The organism is Macrococcus epidermidis (assembly GCF_024205965.1).
In the GTDB taxonomy this organism is placed as follows: Bacteria; Bacillota; Bacilli; order Staphylococcales; family Staphylococcaceae; genus Macrococcoides; species Macrococcoides epidermidis.
The window spans coordinates 2,105,625-2,128,890 of the sequence record NZ_CP073819.1 but is presented as its reverse complement, the minus strand read 5'-3'; the positions used below and the strand labels follow the sequence as shown (position 1 = coordinate 2,128,890).

The following is a 23,266-nucleotide window of genomic DNA, read 5'->3' as shown; positions in this document are numbered from 1 at the left end:
TAATTCAAAAAAGATCATTGAAATATTTTTTCAATGATCTTTTTTATAAGGTTATTTTTTAACGATAAAGCGGTTTTCTACAGGTTGGAAGTCTTTTGGACCAGCTTCTGAACCAACTGAACCGAACGGCATTTGCGCAACAAGTTCCCAAGTTGCAGGAATATCGAATTCACTTGCTACTTTTTCATCGATTACGCCATCATAATGTTGTAATGATGCACCTAATCCTTTATTGGCAAATGCTGTCCAGATTGCAAATTGGTGCATTGCATTTGATTGTTGTGCCCATACAGGGAATTTCGGAGCATAAGCATCGAATTTTTCTTGTAATCCTTCAGTTACTTTTGTATCGATGTAATATAATACAGTCCCGTAACCAGCTTTAAAGCTATTGATTTTTTGTTCAGTTTCACTGAAATCACGGTCTGGACCCATTAATTCTTTTAAGCTGTCTTTAGTAATATCCCATAATTTTTTATGTTGATCATTTAATAAAAGAACGACACGTGTACTTTGTGAGTTGAATGCTGATGGTACATGTTTTACTGTGTCAGAAATAATTTTTTCGATTTCTTCGTCAGAAATTGGTGATTTTGGTTCGATGTGATAAATTGAACGTCTGTTTTCAATTGCCTCTTCAAAACTTTTTGCTAAATCTTTTTTAAATAAACTCATTGTCATTTCTCCTTTTATTTAAAATTAATTACTACGTATCATTAATCTGATACCTATACCATTTGGATCTTTTATAACTTCAGAATTCCCGTCTTTATGCATTGTTAATCCTTTTTCGTTCAATAACTTTTTGAAATGGGCAACATCTTCATCATTTGGCATCTGAATATCGAAACGACGTATACCCGGTGCATCTTGTTCAGGTTGTTCAGTCGCTTTATCCCACGTATTTAAGCCGAGATGATGGTGATATCCAGCTGCTGATAGAAATGCAGCACTCGTTCCGTATTTAGTCATAACATCCATGCCGAAGAAATCCTTATAGAAAGCAATACTTTTATCGAGATCGATGACAGATAGATGCATATGTCCCATAATTGTATCAGGATGTAAACCTTTAAAAGGCTGGTTATTATTCGCAGCAAGTACACCGCTAAAATCCATTTCAGTTGTACCCATCACGATATTGCCGTTTTCTTCAAATTCCCATTTTGAAGATGGCACATCACGATAAATTTCAATCCCATTACCTTCTGGATCTTGTAGATAGATCGCTTCAGATACATCATGATTACTAGCTCCAGAAAGCGGATAACCCGTTTTGATGAGATGGAAAAAGATATTACCTAATGCTTCACGAGATGGTACCAACAGCGCAAAATGAAATAATCCAGCTGATTTTACTCTTTCTTTATTGGTCTGGTACAGATAAATTAAAGGACGGTTTCTAGTGCCGAGTACTGCATATTGATCTGTTGACTCTAAAACATTCAGTCCTAAAATTTCGTTGTAGAAAACTAAACTGTTCTCCATAAAATTTACATTTAAATGAATTGCACCGATATGCGTGTCGTTCGAAAAATATTTTGCTTCCATAATTTAAAGACTCCTAAGTATATTTTATATATATGATATAATTAATATATCATATAACGTTATAAAATAAAATGATTTAATGTTATTATATCAACTTTTATAAATTTATTGCAGTTATATATACTATGTTAAATATATGTAACAATACGCTCACTTAATAGAAAATAATAAATATGTGCTTTATAATGAACGTAATTGGAAATTTGGAGGAATGTATAATGCGTAAACTAAAGCTACATTCGTTTGCTATAACGACAGCTGCTCTAACGTTAAGTCTAAATGCATTAGACATTAACTCAGCAGAAGCTAATGAAATCACACATAAACCAGCAAGTACTGTTGAAATCGTATCAACTGAAATGAATCAATCTACGAATGATACACCAACTATAGAGCGTCCTACGACAGAAGCAAGAACGACTGAAACACCGACAACGGAGAAAAAGTCTACTGAAAAGACGATTGTTACATCTCAAACGAATGATAAAGTAACTGAAAAGCCGGCAAAAGAACCAGCTAAGACGACGAGCACTTCAACAAATCCTGCTACGAATAATCAGGCTGTCAAACCAAGTGTAAAGCCACCAGTTACGACTGAAAGGCCGACTACTGAGCAACCTGTACAAGTACCAGCTCCAGCCCCTGTTACAAAACCAACAGAGCCTGTGACAACTGAAAGACCGAATGTTCCAACAGATCATAATAATATTGGAACTAACCCTTCAACACCGGGTACACCATCAAATCCAGGGATACCAAGTACAGGAGGCGGGGACGATAAACCAGTACCACCAGCACCAAAGCCACCTGACGATGGGAATATAGATGAAGACAAACATGAGCACACAGATAAACCCGGTAAATTCACGCCCGCTAAAGGAGAAGCATACTATACAGCACTAGACAAACATGTTGGGGAACTTGTGACGACAAAGATTGAAAAGTCTAAAGATATAGATGATGCACCACAGACAGAAGATGTACATGCAACAGATAAGAAAGAGAAGAAGGCTTCAACTAAAGCTAATACTTCAAAAAAGACAAAATCGACTAAAGATAAACAAAAAGATTCAGACAAAGAGAAACAGTCGAAAAAAGAAAAAGACCAGATAAAAGCCCTACCTGAAACAGGTGAAGTAACTTCTTTATTTGGATATATCGCAGCACTTCTATTAGCAGGTTCAGTTTTAGTGAGAAAGAAATAATTACAAAAAATACGCTTAAGCTTATAGCCTAAGCGTATTTTTACGTATTAAAATTTAGAAGTATCAATCTGATCTAGATAGTTCTCAAGGAAAATCATCACATCTTTCAATGTACCATCTTTAAATGGTGATTTTAAGTGCGCAGCTTCTACAATTTTATTGAATGGCAGAGATCCGCCAATATCACAAATATGCAGATAGTTTTTCCACGCATTTTCAAAATCTTCACTAGAGCGTTTAAAGAATTGGAAGGCACATACTTGAGCTAAAGTGTAATCGATATAATAGAATGGAGATTCGAATATATGTCCTTGTCTATGCCATAATGCACCATCGATAAGCGGCGCAATACCATCATAATCTTTATGTGGTAAGTATTTTGTTTCTAGAGATTGCCATGCTTCTCGTCGTTCTTTCGGTGTCATTTCTGGATTGCCATAGACGATATGCTGGAACTCGTCCACTGCAACACCGTAAGGAAGGAACTGAATCGCATCTCCGATATGTTTATATTTAAATTTATCCGCATTATTAAAGAATAAATCCATCCATTTGTAAGTGAAGAACTCCATGCTCATTGAATGAATTTCACATGATTCATGTGTTGGCCATAAATAATCAGGCACACTGAGTTCGCGAGAGCGATATACCTGGAAGGCATGTCCAGCTTCATGTGTTAATACCGTGATATCATGGTCTGTGCCGTTAAAGTTAGAGAAAATGAACGGTGATTTGTAATCATCGATAAATGTACAATAACCACCTGCCTGTTTACCTTTTTTCGCTTCCACATCAAAGAGTTCACGCTCCATCATAAACTGATAGAACTCATCTGTTTCAGAACTTAATTCACGATACATCTTACGACCATTTTCTAAAATCGTCTGAGCATCATCTTTTGGAGACTCATTACCATCTGTAAATAAAATCGGTTCATCATAAACTTTTAAACGCTCAACGCCGATACGTTCAGCTTGTGCCTGATATAATTTTTGTGCAAGTGGCACAACATGCGTTTTAATTTGCTCGCGATAGTTTTGTACCATATCAGGTGTATAATCTACACGACGCATACGCACGTAACCAAGCTCGATGAAGTTGTCAAAACCTAGTTTCACTGCGATTTCGTGACGCACTTTAACTAAGCGGTCATAAATATCATCATATTGGTTCATTAACCCAGCACGATAATTTTGCACAGCAAGTGTCGCAGACTTACGTTCTTCACGGTCGCTAGACTCAAGGAATTTACCCATTTGAGCAAAAGTATACGTTTCACCTTTATATTCAATTTCAGCTGAAGCCACAAGTTTAGAGTATTCAGAAGCAATCTTATTTTCTTTATTTAATAGATCTTTAATAGATTCGTCGAACTGTTTCACATAAAGTTCAGCTAAATCAAAAAGTTGCTCTCCATAAACAGACTTCAATTCCTCTTTGAACTGACTTCTGTTTAAAGCATTGTAATAAAGTGATTCGAAATAGACGATTTCACCGTTGTTATCATCGAAGAAATCACGTTCTTTTTCGTAGAATTCATCTTTAGTATTAATTGATGCACGGACATAAGCCAGATTAAACATTGAATCAATCTTGTTACGTAAAGCGTTAATCTTATCAATCACTTGAATCTGTTCTTCTACAGATTGTGCCTGATCAAAGTCAGTGTATAACTGCAAAAATTGTTCCTTTGCATCTGCTAAATCGGGTCTCACATATTTGTAGTCATTGAAAGTAGTCATTAAAATGCTCCTTATCTATGTATTATCTAATTTTTCTTACTATTCTTATAATACTCTAAACATACAGAATAAGGAATATATTTATTATTGTTCAGATGGTATAATTAATGTATGAGATTAGGGGGATGAATATGACAAAGGTAGATGAAGCTTTAGCACTTAAAACAGCAGAACTTGTAAGACAGACACATGAAGCGGGAATCCCGGTAATGGTAGTCTTTGAAGGTATTCCGGCATCAGGGAAATCAAGATTATCTAACGAATTATTATTAACACTTGATGCAAAGTATACAAACTTCTATGCGACGCAACGCCCAGACAGTGAGTTATTGCGTTATCCGTTCTTATATCCTTACTGGAAGAATATCCCGAATAAAGGTGGCGTAACATTATTCTTCAGAAGCTGGTATGCACAGAAGTTAGATTATGAAATTCATGAACTGAAAAAAGACATTATTAAAGACTATGATTTATTAACGCAGGAAATAGTAGGCTTTGAATCGATGCTTAAAGAAGATGGCTATGAAATTATTAAATTCTATTTATCAGTCAATGAGCAGAAGAGACTTGAACATATTCAGCAAACAAAGAAAAATCCTTTAACTCGATGGAAAGCACAGGAATATGAAACAGGCATTCCGACGAAAGATTATCAGGAAGGTATGATCGATTTAATGAAGGCGACTGAGGAGATTTCACCTTGGACACATATCGATTATACAGAACGTGGTAAAGCAGCGAATGAAATGTACGAAACGATTATTAAACGTTTAGAGAAAGCTTTAAAAGAGAAAAATAAAAAGACAGAACATCGTAAAGTAGACGGAGCATTCACTGAAGACTTCTCAACAGATATGTTTGACGATACTTCAGATGATATGTCAAAAGCGGAATATAAAGAACTATTACCGAAATTACAGAACAGAATTCGTGAATTACAATATGCATTATATCAAGAGAAAATACCGATGATGCTTGTATATGAAGGTATGGATGCAGCAGGTAAAGGCGGTAATATTAAACGCGTACGTGAAAGTCTTGATCCGACAGGTTATGAAGTGAACGCGATTAGTGCACCGACTGAAACGGAGCTGAGTTATCATTATTTATGGCGCTTTGCAACAGACGTACCACGAACTGGTCATATCGAAATATTTGATAGAAGCTGGTATGGCCGTGTATTAGTAGAGCGTGTTGAAGGATTTGCATCTACTGATGAATGGCAACGTGCGTATGATGAAATTAATAAATTTGAACGTGCTTTAACAATTGAAGGATCAATCGTTATTAAATTCTTCTTAGTATTAGATAAAGATGAACAGTTAAAGCGTTTTGAAGAACGTCAGGTCACACCTGAGAAGCAGTGGAAGATTACCGATGAAGACTGGCGCAATCGTGAGAAGTGGGATCTATATCTTGAAGCGAGTAAGGATATGATTGATAAAACATCAACGGACGATGCACCATGGGTAATTATCCCTGCGAATAATAAACGTGCAGCACGTATTAAAGCGCTGAAGACAATTATAACAGCTTGTGAAGAGCGTCTATGGGGCGTTAAGAAATTGTGGTAATAATAGTTTTAGTGAGTGGTCGAAATAATAGATATTTCGACCACTCACATACTTTTTGAAATAAAAAACAACACCGAGTGGTCGAATTATTACGTAATCCGACCACTCGGTGTTTCTTTATAGATTAAAATATGATTTTATAATTGGAGTAATCAATTGTGTCGTTTGCTTTAATTGTTCCTGTGCTTCCTGTACTTTGTCTGCAAACACGACCTGCATGATTACAACAAAAGCATTCATCGACATATGCGCGGCAATCGGTACAATGATACGATTCGTTAAAACATATAAACTACTGAACACTAACGACATCCCCATATAGATTAATGTATGGTCGAAGTCATTGTGGGCTGCTGAGAAGATAAATCCGCTAATTAATAAAGCAATGGTAAAAGCAAGCCAGCGAGGACCTTTAATCACTTCATATAGTTCACCGAAAATGACTTTTCTAAAGACGAATTCCTCTAGAATTGGACCAACAATAGCAATCAATATAATAAATACTGGTGCAGCTTTAGCGATATCCATAATGTTTTTAGTATTCTGACTTTCCAGTGGCTGATGTAAAATATAGGTATTAATCATACCGAAGATCATCTGAGCAAACAGTGAGATAAAGAATCCACCGACAATCCAGCCGATTGTAGCCAATGTATCAGACTTTGGAAGACGTTCTAACTGTGTTTTATTTTTAATACGTGTGTTGATAAATATAACTAAAATAGAAGCAACAATAAAAGAAGCTACATAATAAGGTATAGATTTTAAGAATGCATCTGACTCGCTTAAACCTTGTTTCATAAAATAAATATTAGGAATTAAGACGAAAAACTGTGAGCCGATGTAAATTAAGACAGTAAGCACGTTGATCCATATACGTTTCATGTAAATTTTAATTCTCCTTCAAATTTGAATACTTCATACATTGTACAACAAATTGGTAGTAATAAAAACTCAATCGAATTGATAAAAAATAATATAAAAAATCAAATTAAAATATTTGCATTCTTGACCTTCTTTGATTATTATAAAATTATGTTAGCACTTAAGCGTATAGAGTGCTAAAAACATGAATTTATTTTTTCAAGGAGGAAAATATCGTGATAAAACCATACGGAAATCGTGTTGTAATCGAAAAAACTGAAAGAGAACAAACTACTGCAAGTGGAATCGTCTTAACTGATTCTGCAAAAGAAAAGTCAAACGAAGGTACAGTCATTGCAGTTGGCACAGGCCGTATCCTTGAGAATGGTGAAAAAATTGAAATCCAGGTAGCTGTAGGTGACCGTGTAGTTTATGAACCATTCGGTGGTACTGAAGTGAAAGCTGGGGACGAGAAGTACATCGTATTAAAAGAAGAAGATATCATCGCGATTATCGAAGAATAATCAAATTATAATAAATACATTCTATAATATAAAATCAATGGAGGAATTTGATAATGGTTAAAGAAATTAAGTTTTCTGAAGATGCAAGACGCTCAATGCTTGCAGGTGTAGATAAATTAGCTGACGCAGTTAAAGTTACTTTAGGGCCAAAAGGTCGTAACGTAGTTTTAGATAAAAAGTTTGTAGCACCTTTAATTACAAATGATGGTGTAACAATCGCAAAAGAAATTGAATTAGAAGACCCATACGAAAACATGGGTGCAAAATTAGTCGCTGAAGTTGCAAACAAAACAAACGAAATCGCTGGTGACGGTACTACTACAGCAACAGTACTTGCACAAGCAATGATTCAAGAAGGATTAAAGAACGTTACAAGTGGTGCAAACCCTGTAGGAATCCGCCAAGGTATTGATAAAGCGGTAGCAGTTGCGTTAGAAGAATTAGCAGCAATTTCAAAAGAAGTATCAAGCAAAGAAGAAATTGCACAAGTTGGAGCAATTTCAGCAGCTGACGAAGAAATCGGTCAATTCATCTCTGAAGCGATGGAGAAAGTTGGTAATGACGGCGTTATCACAATCGAAGAATCTAAAGGATTCAAAACAGAATTAGAAGTAGTAGAAGGTATGCAATTCGATCGTGGATATGCTTCTCCTTATATGGTGACAGATTCTGATAAGATGATCGCTGATTTAGAAAATCCATACATCTTAATTACAGATAAGAAGATTTCTTCATTCCAGGATATCTTACCGTTATTAGAACAAATCGTTCAAACATCACGTCCAATCTTAATCGTAGCTGAAGACGTTGATGGCGATGCATTAACAAACATCGTATTAAACAGATTACGTGGTACATTCACTGCAGTTGCTGTGAAAGCACCAGGATTTGGTGACCGTCGTAAAGCAATGTTAGAAGATTTAGCAATCCTTACAGGTGGTCAAGTAATTACTGACGACTTAGGATTAGACTTAAAAGATGCAACAGTTGATATGTTAGGTAATGCAGCGAAAGTTCACGTTACTAAAGACGATACAACAATCGTTGAAGGACGCGGCGATGCATCAAACATCGACGCACGTGTAGGACAATTAAAAGCACAAATCGAAGAAACAACATCTGAATTTGATAAAGAGAAATTACAAGAACGCTTAGCGAAATTAGCAGGTGGCGTTGCAGTGATTAAAGTTGGTGCTGCAACTGAAACAGAATTAAAAGAACGTAAATTACGTATTGAAGATGCATTAAACTCAACACGTGCAGCAGTTGAAGAAGGTATCGTTGCAGGTGGTGGTACAGCACTTGTATCAATCTATAATAAAGTCGCAGCAATTGAAGCAACAGGTGATGTTGCAACAGGTGTTAAAATTGTATTAAAAGCATTAGAAGCACCAATTCGTCAAATTGCTGAGAATGCAGGACTTGAAGGATCTGTAATTGTAGAAAAAATTAAACATGCAGAAACAGGCGTAGGATATAATGCGGCAACGGATGAGTGGGTAAACATGATTGACGTAGGTATCGTTGACCCTACTAAAGTAACACGTTCAGCATTACAAAATGCAGCATCAGTAGCAGCAATGTTCTTAACGACTGAGGCAGTAGTAGCAGAAATGCCGGAAGAAAACCCAGCACCAGACATGGGAATGGGCGGCATGCCAGGAATGATGTAATTTAAACTATACCGATCATCAATTTTGATGATCGGTATTTTTTTATGTGAGTGGGGTGTGGTGTATATGGCGAGGAAGCGGAAGTGTTTGAAGAGAAAGGTTCATGTGACCCCATGTGTAAGTGACGAATTATATAGAAGTTCGGCATCTAGCAGCCGAGATATGTGTACCGACCATGTGTGAGTGTCGAACAATCCAAAAGTCCACCACCTACACCCACAACACACAATACCCCTCCTACACTAGAAACTCCCATACCTACCTTACTCTTTCAAAGTCACCACGCCATTTTTAATATGAACGGTATCGCCACTTTCGATGCGGTCGTATATTTCTTTCGATACGACATATAATCGTTCTCTTCCATTTCGCTTAACGCTTATCGTATACGCTTTACGGTTACCGAGTTGTTGTCTGATTAAAGCTTGCTGTCTTTGCACGTTTGAAGAATGTCCGTACATAGCACCGTAAAATATTTGATTGTTCACAAACTGATTATGTGCCGCCTGGTACTTCAATGGTTGTGTCATTTTGTTGCGTACAGGTGGTGTAAGTGTTACCGAATTTGTTTTTGCACGCTGTAAGTTTTGTGAAGAATTCATACGTGACGTATTATTCATTCGACTCATAGTATTGATACGTGATGCGGTTACTGCAGCATTCGATGTAGTAGATGATCGTGCTGAACTACTCGAACTGGTACTCGATGAGCTCGAACTTGACGAACTTTGTGTACCGCCAGCATCAGTTGTTTCTGGTATCATAAGTAGCAATAATAATATTCCGCATATTTTTAAAGTTTTCATATTGATCTACTCCACAACAGATTTCTTCTCGACTTTAGCATCAAATTCACCTTCATTATCAAAGATGATATATGGCTGCCTGAAAATATGAACATCATTTTTCTTAATTAATATATATGGTTTAGCACTTTCATCTTTAAGAATATGCTCGGTAACATTTTCTGTATCAAATCGTTCAGACTTTAACTTCTTATTATCCTTATATCCTACTTCCATAGACATCTTGCTTTCATTACCATTGTTCAATACTTCAGCATATACGAGATCATATTTCTTAACATCTTTATCATTTGTGTCAGGCGCTTCATTCTCTTTCGCATTCCCACAAGCTGCAAGCATTAAAGTGCACAACATCATTAAACATAGTTTTTTCATGGTACGTCTCCTTTTTACTATTTTATTCCAATAATGTCATGGTATCATTAATGTAAGCGAAATAAAAGTTAAGATATAGTAAAGTAGGTGAGTATTTGGTACACCAACAATTCAAAAAAATTATCACAATTATGTTCATAATATTTTTCCTGTTTATATTATGGGCGGTATTAGAGTATGTTTATAATCATAAGTTAAATGCCTTATTTATAGGATTATCAAGCATTATATATTTGATTATTGCTATCATCTACATAAAAAAATACAAGCATTCCACGATTGAACATAAAGCAATCGTTACGGATGATATTGTAAAATACAAAAAATTTATAATAACAAATGAAGTGTCTTTCAATCAACAATTATTAATCTATAGTGAAGACGGCAAGTTTTTAGGTAGATTTAAATCATTGAATACTATTAAATCATTTATAATAACAACTTTTATTAGTAATAAAGGACTAGTGCCAGGTGAGTACGTATTAATAGATGCAGAACAAAATGAAATATTGCGAGCTTATGTGAAAGGATTCCTACATCCTAAAGTAAAGATAATCGTTCAGAATAAGGAAATTGCAGTAATTAAACAGAAGTTATTTAATGCAGCGATGAGTTTCGTTTATGGAATAAATACTAATGATGAAAAACATGTAATTAAGTCAGAAGTATTGACCAATGACCTTTACTTAGAAGATGTCTTTAAAATAAGTGAGACAAAAGTACCATTGCAGCATACTGAAAAATTTCAAGAGGTTACGATGAACACTTATGAAATTTTTCATGATCTAAATAGTGATAAAGGTAAAATAGGATTAATAACGATGTGTATTCATAAAATATTAACAGGAAGATAGAAGGTTTTTATGTAAGCTATACTATCATATAATCAAACCTCAGGATCTTATCAAGAGTAAATTACAAAAGAATCATTTAAATCAATACTTTCACTTTGAATACATGTATTTGAAGTGAAAGGTAATTATTTCAAAAATAGTAAAACCTGTATCTTAAATTACTTAATAGTAACATAAGATACAGGCTGATTTTTATTCATTGCTATTTAACTAAAGCACCCGTTAGTGAAAATATTTATCGGTTTTTGCCACAACCTTCTTTCTTTGATTCTTTGCCAGAAAACACTATACCAAATATACTGCCCGTTCCTATTCCAAAAGCCACCGAAACCCCTATATTATCAAATATCAACAATCCAATAACTGTCATTATCATGATAAATACAATACTTTTACTTGTATTCATTACTAAAATCACTCCTTTTCATTTTATATCCTAAACCAACGTAAATTCCCTTGAAATCATCAAATTCAATGTGGGAAAGCAACTTTACGTTAAACCACATCAGTAAAAATTACGATTAGGAAAGTTCTTTTTGAACTTTTTGACGATAGGCTTCATCACCAAGTAATTTTGACTCGAAGGAATTTAAATAATGACTGAGTAGAATCTGTTGCCAAATGTTCAAATCATTTGTGAGAAGAACTATTTCTATTTTATTGCCATTATAATCTTCTGCATACATTGCATCATTTAGGATGAATGCTGGCGATCCACCTTTTCCACATTTATCTGTGTTAATATCTTCTTTTTAATACCGTTAGGATACTAGCATGAAGAATCATTAAACCTGTAATTAAAAACCAAATGGCTAATTTATATGTTTCATAGTCCAGATGACTAATGAACTGATCATATAATTCAATTAAAAACCATCCAAGAGGTATTAACGGAAAAACAAGACCATAAGATTTATTTGAAATACTTTGTCCACGTTCATCTTTATTCTCTTCTCCCATTTCGAATTTTAAAGAAATAAACACTGCAACAAAGAATATTAATACATATACAACACGTAAGATGGCTAGGAAAATATCCATATTTATTTCTCCTCCTCTATTTCATACTGAAAAACATCATGTAAATCTACACCAAATAGAAGTGCAATATCGAATGCTAACTTCAAGGATGGATTGTATCTATTTTTTTCTAGGGATATAATGGTCTGCCTACTGACATCTAATTTATCAGCGACTTCTCGTTGTGATAAGCCTCTTTCAGCTCTTAATACAACAATTCTATTTTGAATTTTTCTATTGTTATTTAATGGCACCTTCAATCACCTCTTATACTATGATGGTAAAGTATTTATTACTAAAAGTAAAATATTTTTTACCTTTAGTAATAAATATTTTACCATAAATTTTCAAGTTGAATACAGGTAATTGATTTTAAGATTAGAATGTTAATAAACAACTAATCATAAAATTGAAGTAAAACTATTTCATGCTTTAGAATAGATATAATGGATACGGCTTATTCTCCACTTCTATCCTTTGAACCCTCACACGTTCCCCCTCTTTAAACACTTTAAGTACTATTATTTATTATACTATGGTTAACTATTTTCACTGAATATATGGTATATTTTTCAAAAAGGGGTGGGGATATGATTAGAGCGTGCACAATAAATGACAAGTCAGCTTTACAGGAAATCGCTTATCAGACTTTCAATGAAACGTTCAGAGCACAAAATAAAAAAGAGAACATCGACAATTATTTAAAAACAGCATTTACAGATGGAAAAATAGAACGAGAACTTTTAAATCCTGAATCGTTCTTTTATTTTATATATTTTGGCCAGCAACTTGCGGGTTATTTAAAGTTAAATATTAAAGGCTCTCAGACAGAGGCGTACAACGATGACGATATGGAAATAGAACGAATTTATATTCTAAAACAATACCAGAAGCACGGGTTAGGAAAACAGTTATATCAGCATGCGCTTACGAAAGCTGCATCATTGTCCTGCAAACGCATTTGGCTAGGTGTATGGGAGAAGAATATTAACGCGATTGAATTTTATAAGAAGATGGGGTTTGAAAAGGTTGATCAACATGCATTTTATATGGGGGATGAAAAACAAATTGATTATATTATGATAAAAAATCTATAAATATAATTAAGGAGGCCGCATGATGAAGTGTGTACACTGTAATTATAAATTCAGTTTCAAGGAACGTATGAAAGCCGGTTGGAAGCCATCGATGAATAATGAAGTAACGTGTCCGCAATGTGGGCAAAAACAATTTATATCCAATAAAAGCCTGGCGAAATCTTATGGATTAATGATGTTTTTGGAACTCATTATTATATTACTTGCACCGATGATCAATATACCAGTTCCATTACTTATAATCCTTATGATCGTTGCACTTGCATTAGTGATTGTATTCTTTCCGATGACTTTGAAACTTGTTGCTGAAAAAGATGGATTGCTGGAAGAACAGTTTAGAGAAATGGAGAAAAAACAAAAGGGGAAATCGCTATGACAAAACAATATTATCTTCTTACTACAATTATTATGTTTATTATTAATATAATCGTAATTTCAACGATGGTAATTCTGCAATACATATTAGGTTTTGCAAATGAATATATAGATTATATGCATAGTGATGGAGCGTCAGAACATTTATTAAATCACAGTAATATCTTCTTAAGCTACGTCAGCTTTGTACCTATCGTACTTGGTGCAATTTCATTATATACACTTTATGAATACAAAAATTACGATAAAAATAATCCCGCATGACAATGTCATGTGGGATTTATTATAGTCATTTTGACTAATATACTTGTCAAAATGACTATAATAAATTACAATAAAACTGTAAATAATTGAAAGGAGCTGCGCATATTGAAAAATAGGTTAAAAGAGCTACGTGCAAGAGATGGATACAACCAAACCCAGCTTGCCAAACTTGCGCATGTCTCAAGACAAACGATTTCTCTAATAGAACGCGAAGACTTTATGCCATCCATCTTAACTGCAGTACGCATCGCAAGAATATTCAATGAACCAGTAGAGAATGTATTTATATTTGAGGAAGATGAGTTATGAGTAAGAAAAAGGGATACTCATGTTGCTCGGGATATATCAAACACTTACAGGTGAAAATCAGTATTTAGCAATGTTCTCAATTGCTGCAGTACTCATCTATTCAACAGTTGTTTACTATAAGAAGAATGAAGAGTTTAACCGTTAGGATGAACGAATATGCAACCAGAAAGTTAATGTAGATAGTGTCACAAGCTGATTCCAGGTCATGACAAAACCAACCAAATTGTCACGACTCCATGAACATTCATACAAACAAATTAAAAAATCCAGCACACGAGCGTGTACTGGATTATTTTGTGATGATGTTTAGATATTTAGAGTAGACTTTTCCGGATACTTGGACTATCCGGAAAAGATTTTTATAAATTAATATTTTAATTTAAGAAAAACGATTATATAATATGTGATAGACATGTATTTAAATTAAAAACATCTAGGAGGAGGCATCTCATGAAAGTTAAGGGGTTATTTGCAACATTTATCACTGTTATTTTACTTGGAATATTCTTCTTACTCTCATTACCTTATGTAAAAGGAGAGAAAGATTTACTTAGCAGTGAAAAAGCATCAGTAGCGGCAAAATCAGATGATGAACAAGTACAAAAAAAGGAAAAATATACTGCAGCGCGTCTTGAAAGAGCTATAAAGAAACAAGATCTATATGCTGTCGATGCAAAGTATGTTGTCCTGCACGATGAATTTAAATCGTTGTATCCTGATAATTTACAGGCGACGATTAAAAATAATACAGACAAAGATATAAAAGACGTGCAATATGGTTTTATTGCGTGGGATAAAAATGGATTACCGATAAAAATTAAAGGTGATATCGATTTTGGAAAGAGTTATTTCAGAGGCGTAACAGCAGATGCAGCAAACATTAAAGGGTATGGCACTTTTGGTGAAGATAAAGGCTACCGTATTGATAGTACAATTGGAGTGCATAGCTTTAAACCATTTGTTGTAAGTTATGTTGACTTTGAAGGAAAGAAATGGACAAATCCTTTGTATAAAGATTTCTTGAAAATGTATCAAGGCAAACGTTTGAAAGATATAAAAGATGCAGAAAAGTATATCTTCTTTAAAGATAAATCCCCTCAAACAGAAAATAATAAAACAGAAAATATTGATCCTGAGAAATACAATGAAATTAGTCAAAAGATAAAAGAGAAAAGTGAAATATCAAGTGAAGCACTTGAAGAATATATCGCGTATCTTCAGTTGATGGGACTACTTTCGTATCTAGAATATTATGAATCGCAAAATAATATTGATATCAATCAGTATTATGATTTGTCAGAAGAAAATATTAATCATTACACAGAAAATGACTTCACTGATTATGAGGATTCATATGACTATGAAAATAGTGATGACTATTATGACGATTCGTATGTAGAGGATGAATTGTTAGAAGAAGAGCCAGAAGAATATTATGAAGAAGACATTGATGATAGTTACGAAGATAGTTACTATGATGAGGAAACGGAAGAAACTTATGATGAATCAGAGGTTTCTGAAGAAGATTATTATTATGAAGAATATGATTATTCAGAAGACGTAGGCGATGAAGAGTATTTAGAGGAAGAATATTAAAATTATAAGCCATTTCGAAAATTATCCGGAATGGCTTTTTATATGCAATGAAAATTATATAAAATGGAAATTATTGTTGGATTACTATAGAATAATTACCAATAGTAGAAAAAAGGAGTATATATGAAAATATATAAATTCAGTATAGTTGGTGGGCATTATGTGACGACCATAAAGGGGCAACAACAATTTGGTTTTGGCCACAGTGGTGATGGAGATTTCTCTGATATAAAAGAAATCATAGATCGAGAAGGTTACTACAAAGGGATGACAATTCGATTCTATAATTTAGAAACGGGTGAGGTGTATGAACCTTTTCAGCTGAATCAAAATGTAACTTATGGTGACGTGATTTTTCATGATGGTTTATTTTACTTTTTACAGGCAGATTTTAACGAAAAAGTTGTTCGTTTGATAAGTTTCTATCCTGAAAAAGTTAAGAAAGTTATTACAAACCTAAGCATGACAGATATTCAGTTAAATAAATTAATGTTAATAGGGGACTCGGTTAATATAGTCCATCATGGAGATATGTTTATCAGCTATTATCCTGAACAGTTTGAAATTGACATCGATGTTGATGATACAGTTGTTATGATTGATGAGAATAAGGTGTATATCAATCAATGGATTGAGGAAGAAGAAATCTTAGAAGATGGTCAAATGCATTATAATTGGTATAACAAATTATTGATTAAAGATTTTGCTGGAAAACTATTGAGTGAAGAGATAGGCATGTTACAGCAACATAACGATGGTTCGTGGTGGTTGAGCTAAATCATGATTAAAATAATCTAAATAAAGGGTGACAACAGATGGTTCTAATTAACAGATTTGAAATAGTTGATGGCAGTCAAGTGATTAATGTACATGGTCAAAGTCGTTTCGGATATAATCATAGTGATGCAATTGAGTTTTATGAAGTGGAGGATGTTATAAAGGTTAATGGATTTTATAAAGGGAATACGATTTCATTCTATGATTATGAAACAGGTCGTGTTTACTTACCTTTTGAATTAAAAAAGAATGTAGTATACGGTTATCCTGTATACATCAATACATTATATTATTTTATACAATGTGACTTTGAAACAAGGAAAATCAATGCTGTTGAATGCTTTCCGGGAGGAAGTGTACGTATATATAAATCATTAAATATGGATGAAGTTGACCTGGGTAACATTATGATTATGGATGATGATTTAAAGATTGTGAGCCAGGAAAATGACTTTCGTTGTTATTATCCTGAACAAATAAGACTTTCGTTAGAGCCGAGTGAAAGTGTAGTAACAATTGATGAGGGTAAAGTGTACATCAATCAATGGATTGAAGAAGGCTATGACGATGTAAATAATGGATATACCAATGCCTATCAGTATTATGATAAGTTAATTATAAAAGATCTTTCTGGGAATAAAATATGTGATAAAGTTGGATATTTAAGTACATATCATAATGACCAATTGTGGTTAAGTTAAAGTAGTGTATAGAACGCTACTTTTTTATTTTGAGTTAAAATAAGGGCTCAACATTTCCGGATACTCGGACTATCCGGAAAAGATGGAGAAAATATAAATTTATCTGTAATTAAAATATATTAAAAAGTTTTAATTCCAAGTGAAATTCTATCAAAAATAACTAAAAGTTTAAAGTTTAAGTGAAACTTATGAGTGAATTAGTAATGAGAAAAGGAATTTGTGACCTGGCATGAGCAGAAAGATAGCAATCATTCGTTGCCTGATTTGTATGAAGCGTATATACAAACAAGTTTTCCATATGCGATTAGAATTGATAACTCATTAGAACGTTTTGAATATTTACAAGGATTGTATTCAACGGTCGTTTTAAACGATATTGTAAAGCGAATGAATATTCAGGATGTTGGTGTACTAGAACGAATTATTGCAGCACTATTCTCTTCAATAGGCAGTTTAGTTACAGTAAATAAAATTAAGAATACGTTAGTTTCAAAAGGATATAAAATAGCGCATCAAACGATTGATCGTTATGTAAAAGGCATTCTCGATAGTTTAATCATGTATGAAGTAAAGCGATATAACATTAAAGGAAAATCCTTACTGGAAAGCCAGTCAAAATATTATACCGTTGATACAGGGTTAAGACAGTTAGTATTGAGAGATCATCTTCAGGATTATGGACATATACTAGAAAATATAATTTATCTAGAACTTAAGCGTAGAGGTTTTGAAGTTTATGTAGGTGAAAATAATCAGTATGAAGTCGACTTTGTAGCAATTGCACCGGATAATAGAATTGAATATTATCAAGTTGCATTATCAACTTTAGATGAAAGCACTTTGAAACGAGAATTAAGGTCATTAGAATCCATTGATGATCAGTATCCGAAGTATTTATTAACGCTAGATCAATTTAATCAAACAGCAAACTATAATGGGATACAGAAATTGAATGCACTACAATGGTTGATGGGAGAATAATGACGAGGTGATACGATGAACTGGAGAGAATATTTTACGTCGATAGTGTTAGAACGAGGAAGAGAATACTTTTATGATGACTTAGTAGAAGTAACATACATTGATAAGACAAGTATTAATACAATAGTATATGGTACAAAAGACTATGCAGTTGAGATAGAAAATATCGATACAGATGATATGACGATGATATGTGATTGTCCTTATGCCCTTAACGATAATTATTGTAAGCATATCGCTGCGAGTATGATGGTATTTGAAGAGTTAGAAGGTACAGTTCAAAAAACAAATAAGAAAAAACAAAATAAAAATTGATCAGAATGTTTTGCTTCAAACACTTACACATGCGAGTGAAGGGGATGTAAAGTCGTACTTGTTCGAGCTATGTATGGGCTTTTTACATTATCTTTGCCAAATCTAAGTGTAACTTTCCATCTTACATTAATTGTAATACAATAGTATTAATATGGTATTTGAGGTGCATTGTGGATAAAGTGGGATTTAAGAAAACAATTCTTTATTATGTATTGGTATCTTCTTTATCATCCTCACCCCTTTGCTTGCAAATCCTAAGAACAATGTAACCGATCGCGATCAACTAAAATAGTGGAGGACATTATGAATATTCGAGTTGTATTACTATTTTTATTTATTTCGATATTTATCATTTCAACGATTGTTAATATCTATTCAGACTTAAGTAGCGGCAATCCTGCTGATACATTAAGTGGTTTTTATAGTTTGTCTGTACCGATGTTGGCACTTGCTTTATGGCCGGATTTAAATGATAGACTGCCACGTAACAAAGAAATTGGAATGTTTTTATTTAAATTATTCTTATTTATATACGCTGTTGCTTTATTTACAGCAATGATTATATATGATGCATCATGGTTCTTGTTATTTTTTGAGGGTGCTATGGTTTTAGTTACAGGAATACTGACAGTTACTTCATTGAAAAAAATATTAAAAACAAAGGAGAAACCATATGACAAGTAAACTTTGGGTGAATTATCTGTTTTATGTTATTCTAATCGGAATATTAATTTGGGGCTTTTCCAATTCTGACCTGTATAAAGAGCCGTTTTTAGTTGCTTTTATTTGTTTAATAATGGTTGGGACACTATTAGCTATCCCGAGAGAAACAAGATTGAGACAGCTATTAAATACGAACCGACTAGCTGGTCTTGAAAAAAGAGTGTCTCAAAGAAAATATGAATATATGATGATTGGTTTTATCACATTAGGTTGCTTATTACTACATCTATATTATAATGCGAACGATATTCATTCTCCCGGATTAAATGGAATGTCATTTACTATTTTAGGAACGATTGTAGGTTCATTTATTAAAGCATCAGCTGATAAACAGGAAATTAAGGAGATTAAACAAAAGCAATCAAAATAGGAGGTCCTCCCGTGAATAAATTATTAATTGCAATTACAATTCTCTTATTATCCGCTTGTGGTCAGCAGAAAGTTGATAATGTAGATAGTCTTTGGAAGCACAAAACGGAATATGTCGGGAATAATAGCAAGGTGATTAACATATTAAGTGAAGCTGGTGCTAAAGATATTGGTGATTACAAGATAGAGATTGAATCTGATAAAAAGCCGTATGGTTTGAAAGTGAACTATGAGAACGTTAAAGATATGGATCCTGAGCAACTTGAGAAACTAGCAGCAGTAACGATGGGATTAGTGGGTAACCTGGAGCGTATGCAAATTAATGCGGATGGTAAAGATTATGATTACACCATTGATGAAATAAATAAAAAGTTTAATATGGATGCTAAAGATTTAAGTAAAGATAAACAAAAATTAAAGTCATTTTTAGAGAAATAATAAGAAATGAGTGTATTTTGCGCTCATTTTTTTGATTTATAATGGTAGTTTTTGTAGCAGTTTTTCAAATAGAATAAAAGATGATTACTAACATTTATTGACTTTTTATGACATTTAGTACTAATATGAATTAATGGTAAAAATAACAAATACCTATAGGAGATGGATGATGAAAAAGATATTGTTGGGTATATTAATCGCGATACTTGCCTTAGGTGCTGTACTGGATACGAAAGATTATGTGTTAGGTAATAAGTTTGATGAGACAAAACTGTACGGTGATATGGGTGTTTTAGGGAGTTATGGTGATACTATTAGTGATATGGAAAACAATTTAACGGAAGCAGGTATGGATGTCGCATCCAGATCTTCTCGCATTTATAAATTGCCGAATAATCATTATTATATTCTGCAGATGTTTGAAAGTTTCTATAGAAAGTCTGACTATCTATATACAGGATTGATTGAAATTAAAAATGCCAATGAAACAGAATTAACATATCCTGATAACAAACTAGAATTAATAGAAGTCAATAAAAAATTCGAACAGAAGTCCTGGAAAGTAAATAGTAAGGCAGGGACATTTGATTTTAAAGTTGGGAAGTTTGGCGACGTTTCTGATGATGATAAACAGATGATGGATGACGATGGCAAACATGGTCTAAGCATAGCTTTAACACCGAAGGAAGGTGTCATCACAGTTGGTAGAGATGGTATTTGGTTTGATAATGATAAGCGTAAAATAGGTATGCAAAACGCGATGAAATCATATGCAACTGAAAAAGAAGCGGTGAATGCCGTGAAAAAAGATGATTTCGGAAAACTGATCGGTGTGATGCAAACTAAACAAATGAACTTTTATGTTTATAGAAATCAGATTGATATCTTTAAAGAATATACAATTATCCCTGTAAGTTTGAAAGACAACAAATATACTGCTGGTAAGTATGAACGTTTTACTTATGAAACGGATAGTATTGTGGATATTAAAGCAGAAGAGCAAGTGGATAATGTAAATTATACGTTGAGATTCCAGCAATCGAGTGATAAGTTTGAGAAAATAGCGAACCAGTTAAAAGATGGAGATATGCATATCGCTGTAAAGGTAAGAGGTGAAAGTCATGCAAAATAATATGTCGATGAAAGATGCGGTCATTGCTTATTAGACGAAGGGTTTTCAATTTTCTGGACGTGCACGACGTAGAGAATACTGGTTAAATTTATTAGCGACGATCATCATTGAATTGGTGATTGGATTGTTAATTATGATTATCGATGTAATTTCAAGCAATAAAGCACATTTGAGTGAACATTACCGATTTTTCGTAACGACATTATTCCCATATATTAATACGATTCCTGCAATGGCTTAGGCTAGTCGTCGCTTGCAGGATATTAATATTAACGGTAAAATCGCGATTGTGATTATGACGGTTGATGTAGTTCTTAGCTTCATTTTCACACACGTTTATCCTATTTTACCGATTGATTTCACTGATAAGGGTGGGTTGGCACCGATGCTGATGTTGACACTTCTTTTATCACTGCCTTGGTTATTCTTATTTATCTGCAACTTCATCCGTGGTAATCATGGTCCAAATAAATACGGAGAAGATCCGAAACAAACTATATATTAAAAAAATTCGTAGCCTTTTAATGGCTACGAATTTTTTTATCCTGTTAAGATATCTTCTTTTGGATAGCTATAAAGTTGTTTATTTGGTCTAGAGAATGTCAGGACGATTGTTAGAACGCCGACTTTCCCGATCATCATCATTAATATAATGAGTAGTTTACCGATGACCGATAATTTACCAGTAATGCCCATCGTCAGACCAACTGTACCGAATGCTGATATGACTTCAAACATCAGCGGTAAGAACGGTAAATCTGGTTCTGCTAATACGAGACAGAAGACGATGGTAAAGCAGAAGCCGGAACTGAGTACTGCGACTGCCAGGCTTTTAAATAGAAATCTCGGGTCAATGGTACGTTTAAAGAGTGTTAAATGTTCTCTTTGTTTAATGAAACTATACGTACCAAATAGGATTACAACAGTTGTTGTCAGCTTTATTCCACCTGCAGTGGAAGTAGAACCTCCCCCGATAAACATCAGCAGCATCATAATAAGAATGGTTGGCGTAGTCATAGTGCCGATGTCTATAGTATTAAATCCTGCTGTTCTTGTCGTAATTGCCTGGAAATAAGCCATCTGTAGCTGGTCAAATGTCGAATGTCCTGCAAGCGTTTCTTTATTTCCGTATTCTAATACAAAGATGATTAGTGTTGCACAGAAGTTGATGATAAATGTCCCTAAAAGCATTATTTTCGTATGGACTCTTAGTTTCTTAAAGTTTTTCGTCTTATATAAGTCAAGGATAACTGTAAATCCTATTCCGCCGAGTATGATTAAACTTGTAATAATGAAATTAATGACTGGATTTGTACGGTATTGTACGAGATTGTCACTATGCAACGCAAATCCGGCGTTATTAAAGGCGCTTACTGCAGTAAAGATACTATGGAACAGTCCTCTTTTGAATCCTAATTGAGGAATCCATTCCAGGCACAGCAACAAAGCACCTATACTTTCAAATATTAAACTGATGAAGAAAAGTATGAGTACAAGTCGTAAGATTCCTCCGGTATTTTGCTGATTCAACGCTTCTGTAGCTAAACTTCTTCTTTTAAAGCCAACCTTTCTCCCAAGCATCATAAAGACGATAATGGCTAAAGTAATAATCCCTAGACCACCAGCTTGTACAAGTATCATGATAATGGTATAGCCGATAACATTAAAGTTTGCTGTAATATCAATTGTTGCTAATCCAGTTACTGTAAATGCGCTTGTCGCAATAAACAAGCAATCTACAAATGATGTCGGTTGTTTCTGTGAGAATGGCATGTATAGTAGTATTGTTCCAACAGTTAGAAATGCTAAAAAAGCACTAATGATAACGAGATAAGGATTTCGCCCACTTTTTTTATTTTTTTTATCCATGTGACATCCTCTTTTAATGAATGATTTAAGTAAGAATAGCGTACATGATATTTACAGAAAATACAATTGAAATTTGAATGATAACTATTAATATTTGAAATATGCTTTGTATTAATTTTATAAATAAAACAT

General features: G+C 33.7%; 30 protein-coding genes and 1 pseudogene. 21 read left to right on the top strand and 10 right to left on the bottom strand.

The window, feature by feature from the left end:
• Positions 1–51: 51 nt before the first annotated feature.
• Both KFV12_RS11385 and KFV12_RS11380 read right to left on the bottom strand, forming a co-directional pair.
• Positions 52–675 (bottom strand): nitroreductase family protein, encoded by a 624-nt coding sequence (locus tag KFV12_RS11385; RefSeq protein ID WP_254256803.1) that lies wholly within the window; start codon positions 673–675, stop codon positions 52–54.
• A gap of 24 nt (positions 676–699) precedes the next feature.
• A complete protein-coding gene (locus KFV12_RS11380; RefSeq protein WP_254256802.1) occupies positions 700–1,551 on the bottom strand; it encodes a VOC family protein in 852 nt (283 codons plus the stop codon).
• Positions 1,552–1,769: 218 nt separating this feature from the next.
• Here KFV12_RS11380 and KFV12_RS11375 point away from each other — a divergent pair, with 218 nt between their 5' ends.
• Positions 1,770–2,756 (top strand): LPXTG cell wall anchor domain-containing protein, encoded by a 987-nt coding sequence (locus KFV12_RS11375; RefSeq protein WP_254256801.1) that lies wholly within the window; start codon positions 1,770–1,772, stop codon positions 2,754–2,756.
• Positions 2,757–2,803: 47 nt separating this feature from the next.
• Here the strand turns inward: KFV12_RS11375 and KFV12_RS11370 are convergent, their stop codons facing one another.
• Positions 2,804–4,498, bottom strand: coding sequence for a M3 family oligoendopeptidase (locus KFV12_RS11370; protein WP_254256800.1), 1,695 nt, complete (start codon positions 4,496–4,498; stop codon positions 2,804–2,806).
• A 131-nt stretch (positions 4,499–4,629) separates the two neighbouring features.
• Here KFV12_RS11370 and KFV12_RS11365 point away from each other — a divergent pair, with 131 nt between their 5' ends.
• A complete protein-coding gene (locus KFV12_RS11365) occupies positions 4,630–6,072 on the top strand; it encodes a phosphate--AMP phosphotransferase (RefSeq protein WP_254256799.1) in 1,443 nt (480 codons plus the stop codon).
• 117 nt (positions 6,073–6,189) lie between these two features.
• On the opposite strand, the gene mroQ is transcribed toward KFV12_RS11365, so the two are convergent.
• On the bottom strand, positions 6,190–6,957 hold the full coding sequence (mroQ, locus tag KFV12_RS11360) for an intramembrane glutamic endopeptidase MroQ (protein WP_254256798.1): 768 nt from the start codon (positions 6,955–6,957) through the stop codon (positions 6,190–6,192).
• Positions 6,958–7,172: 215 nt separating this feature from the next.
• Between mroQ and groES the strand changes: the two genes are divergently transcribed.
• Together groES and groL are read left to right on the top strand one after the other, a co-directional pair.
• Positions 7,173–7,460, top strand: coding sequence for a co-chaperone GroES (gene groES / locus KFV12_RS11355; protein ID WP_254256797.1), 288 nt, complete (start codon positions 7,173–7,175; stop codon positions 7,458–7,460).
• 53 nt (positions 7,461–7,513) lie between these two features.
• Positions 7,514–9,133: a chaperonin GroEL gene (gene groL / locus KFV12_RS11350; protein ID WP_239243335.1), complete on the top strand. Its 1,620-nt coding sequence runs from the start codon at positions 7,514–7,516 to the stop codon at positions 9,131–9,133.
• A 263-nt stretch (positions 9,134–9,396) separates the two neighbouring features.
• On the opposite strand, the gene KFV12_RS11345 is transcribed toward groL, so the two are convergent.
• Positions 9,397–9,939 carry a hypothetical protein gene (locus KFV12_RS11345; protein WP_254256796.1) on the bottom strand — a complete coding sequence of 181 codons (543 nt, stop codon included), beginning with the start codon at positions 9,937–9,939 and terminating at the stop codon, positions 9,397–9,399.
• A 6-nt stretch (positions 9,940–9,945) separates the two neighbouring features.
• Positions 9,946–10,314, bottom strand: coding sequence for a hypothetical protein (locus tag KFV12_RS11340; protein ID WP_254256795.1), 369 nt, complete (start codon positions 10,312–10,314; stop codon positions 9,946–9,948).
• Between the two features lie 95 nt (positions 10,315–10,409).
• Between KFV12_RS11340 and KFV12_RS11335 the strand changes: the two genes are divergently transcribed.
• Complete coding sequence (locus tag KFV12_RS11335) at positions 10,410–11,168, top strand: hypothetical protein (RefSeq protein WP_254256794.1); 759 nt, start codon at positions 10,410–10,412, stop codon at positions 11,166–11,168.
• A 235-nt stretch (positions 11,169–11,403) separates the two neighbouring features.
• Here KFV12_RS11335 and KFV12_RS11330 read toward each other — a convergent pair whose 3' ends face one another.
• From KFV12_RS11330 to KFV12_RS11320, 3 genes are all read right to left on the bottom strand, one after another.
• Positions 11,404–11,574, bottom strand: a complete 171-nt coding sequence (locus tag KFV12_RS11330; protein ID WP_170122491.1) for a hypothetical protein — start codon at positions 11,572–11,574, stop codon at positions 11,404–11,406.
• A 332-nt stretch (positions 11,575–11,906) separates the two neighbouring features.
• Complete coding sequence (locus tag KFV12_RS11325) at positions 11,907–12,209, bottom strand: hypothetical protein (protein ID WP_111715687.1); 303 nt, start codon at positions 12,207–12,209, stop codon at positions 11,907–11,909.
• Between the two features lie 2 nt (positions 12,210–12,211).
• Entirely contained in the window at positions 12,212–12,442 is a 231-nt protein-coding gene (locus KFV12_RS11320) for a helix-turn-helix transcriptional regulator (protein ID WP_379883808.1), read from the bottom strand.
• A 336-nt stretch (positions 12,443–12,778) separates the two neighbouring features.
• On the opposite strand from KFV12_RS11320, the gene KFV12_RS11315 reads away from it, so the two are divergent.
• The 16 genes and pseudogenes from KFV12_RS11315 (at position 12,779) to KFV12_RS11250 (ending at position 21,770) form a co-directional block, all read left to right on the top strand.
• The gene (locus KFV12_RS11315) at positions 12,779–13,285 is read left to right on the top strand and encodes a GNAT family N-acetyltransferase (RefSeq protein WP_254256793.1); all 507 of its coding nucleotides are present in this window, start codon (positions 12,779–12,781) and stop codon (positions 13,283–13,285) included.
• 22 nt (positions 13,286–13,307) lie between these two features.
• Complete coding sequence (locus tag KFV12_RS11310) at positions 13,308–13,661, top strand: TIGR04104 family putative zinc finger protein (RefSeq protein ID WP_254256792.1); 354 nt, start codon at positions 13,308–13,310, stop codon at positions 13,659–13,661.
• Positions 13,658–13,924 carry a hypothetical protein gene (locus KFV12_RS11305; RefSeq protein WP_254256791.1) on the top strand — a complete coding sequence of 89 codons (267 nt, stop codon included), beginning with the start codon at positions 13,658–13,660 and terminating at the stop codon, positions 13,922–13,924. The genes KFV12_RS11310 and KFV12_RS11305 overlap by 4 nt, the downstream gene beginning before the upstream one ends.
• A gap of 105 nt (positions 13,925–14,029) precedes the next feature.
• Positions 14,030–14,233: a helix-turn-helix transcriptional regulator gene (locus KFV12_RS11300; protein ID WP_111715695.1), complete on the top strand. Its 204-nt coding sequence runs from the start codon at positions 14,030–14,032 to the stop codon at positions 14,231–14,233.
• A 19-nt stretch (positions 14,234–14,252) separates the two neighbouring features.
• Positions 14,253–14,378, top strand: coding sequence for a hypothetical protein (locus KFV12_RS13325; protein WP_275439899.1), 126 nt, complete (start codon positions 14,253–14,255; stop codon positions 14,376–14,378).
• Between the two features lie 305 nt (positions 14,379–14,683).
• Positions 14,684–15,829: a DUF5780 domain-containing protein gene (locus KFV12_RS11295; RefSeq protein ID WP_254256790.1), complete on the top strand. Its 1,146-nt coding sequence runs from the start codon at positions 14,684–14,686 to the stop codon at positions 15,827–15,829.
• A 123-nt stretch (positions 15,830–15,952) separates the two neighbouring features.
• Positions 15,953–16,606, top strand: coding sequence for a hypothetical protein (locus KFV12_RS11290; protein ID WP_254256789.1), 654 nt, complete (start codon positions 15,953–15,955; stop codon positions 16,604–16,606).
• A gap of 38 nt (positions 16,607–16,644) precedes the next feature.
• Positions 16,645–17,307, top strand: a complete 663-nt coding sequence (locus KFV12_RS11285) for a hypothetical protein (RefSeq protein ID WP_254256788.1) — start codon at positions 16,645–16,647, stop codon at positions 17,305–17,307.
• A 219-nt stretch (positions 17,308–17,526) separates the two neighbouring features.
• Entirely contained in the window at positions 17,527–18,288 is a 762-nt protein-coding gene (locus KFV12_RS11280) for an ATP-binding protein (RefSeq protein WP_254256787.1), read from the top strand.
• Positions 18,289–18,303: 15 nt separating this feature from the next.
• Positions 18,304–18,603, top strand: a complete 300-nt coding sequence (locus KFV12_RS11275; RefSeq protein ID WP_254256786.1) for an SWIM zinc finger family protein — start codon at positions 18,304–18,306, stop codon at positions 18,601–18,603.
• A gap of 303 nt (positions 18,604–18,906) precedes the next feature.
• Positions 18,907–19,287: a hypothetical protein gene (locus KFV12_RS11270; protein ID WP_254256785.1), complete on the top strand. Its 381-nt coding sequence runs from the start codon at positions 18,907–18,909 to the stop codon at positions 19,285–19,287.
• Complete coding sequence (locus tag KFV12_RS11265) at positions 19,277–19,696, top strand: hypothetical protein (protein WP_254256784.1); 420 nt, start codon at positions 19,277–19,279, stop codon at positions 19,694–19,696. The genes KFV12_RS11270 and KFV12_RS11265 overlap by 11 nt, the downstream gene beginning before the upstream one ends.
• A gap of 11 nt (positions 19,697–19,707) precedes the next feature.
• Entirely contained in the window at positions 19,708–20,133 is a 426-nt protein-coding gene (locus KFV12_RS11260; RefSeq protein ID WP_254256783.1) for a DUF4825 domain-containing protein, read from the top strand.
• A 169-nt stretch (positions 20,134–20,302) separates the two neighbouring features.
• Positions 20,303–21,265: a hypothetical protein gene (locus KFV12_RS11255; protein WP_254256782.1), complete on the top strand. Its 963-nt coding sequence runs from the start codon at positions 20,303–20,305 to the stop codon at positions 21,263–21,265.
• Between the two features lie 55 nt (positions 21,266–21,320).
• Positions 21,321–21,506, top strand: a pseudogene (locus KFV12_RS13320) (DUF805 domain-containing protein); the annotation flags it as partial.
• A 12-nt stretch (positions 21,507–21,518) separates the two neighbouring features.
• Positions 21,519–21,770 (top strand): hypothetical protein, encoded by a 252-nt coding sequence (locus tag KFV12_RS11250; protein WP_254256781.1) that lies wholly within the window; start codon positions 21,519–21,521, stop codon positions 21,768–21,770.
• Positions 21,771–21,805: 35 nt separating this feature from the next.
• Here the strand turns inward: KFV12_RS11250 and KFV12_RS11245 are convergent, their stop codons facing one another.
• Positions 21,806–23,134 (bottom strand): TrkH family potassium uptake protein, encoded by a 1,329-nt coding sequence (locus KFV12_RS11245; RefSeq protein WP_254256780.1) that lies wholly within the window; start codon positions 23,132–23,134, stop codon positions 21,806–21,808.
• Positions 23,135–23,266: the final 132 nt, after the last annotated feature.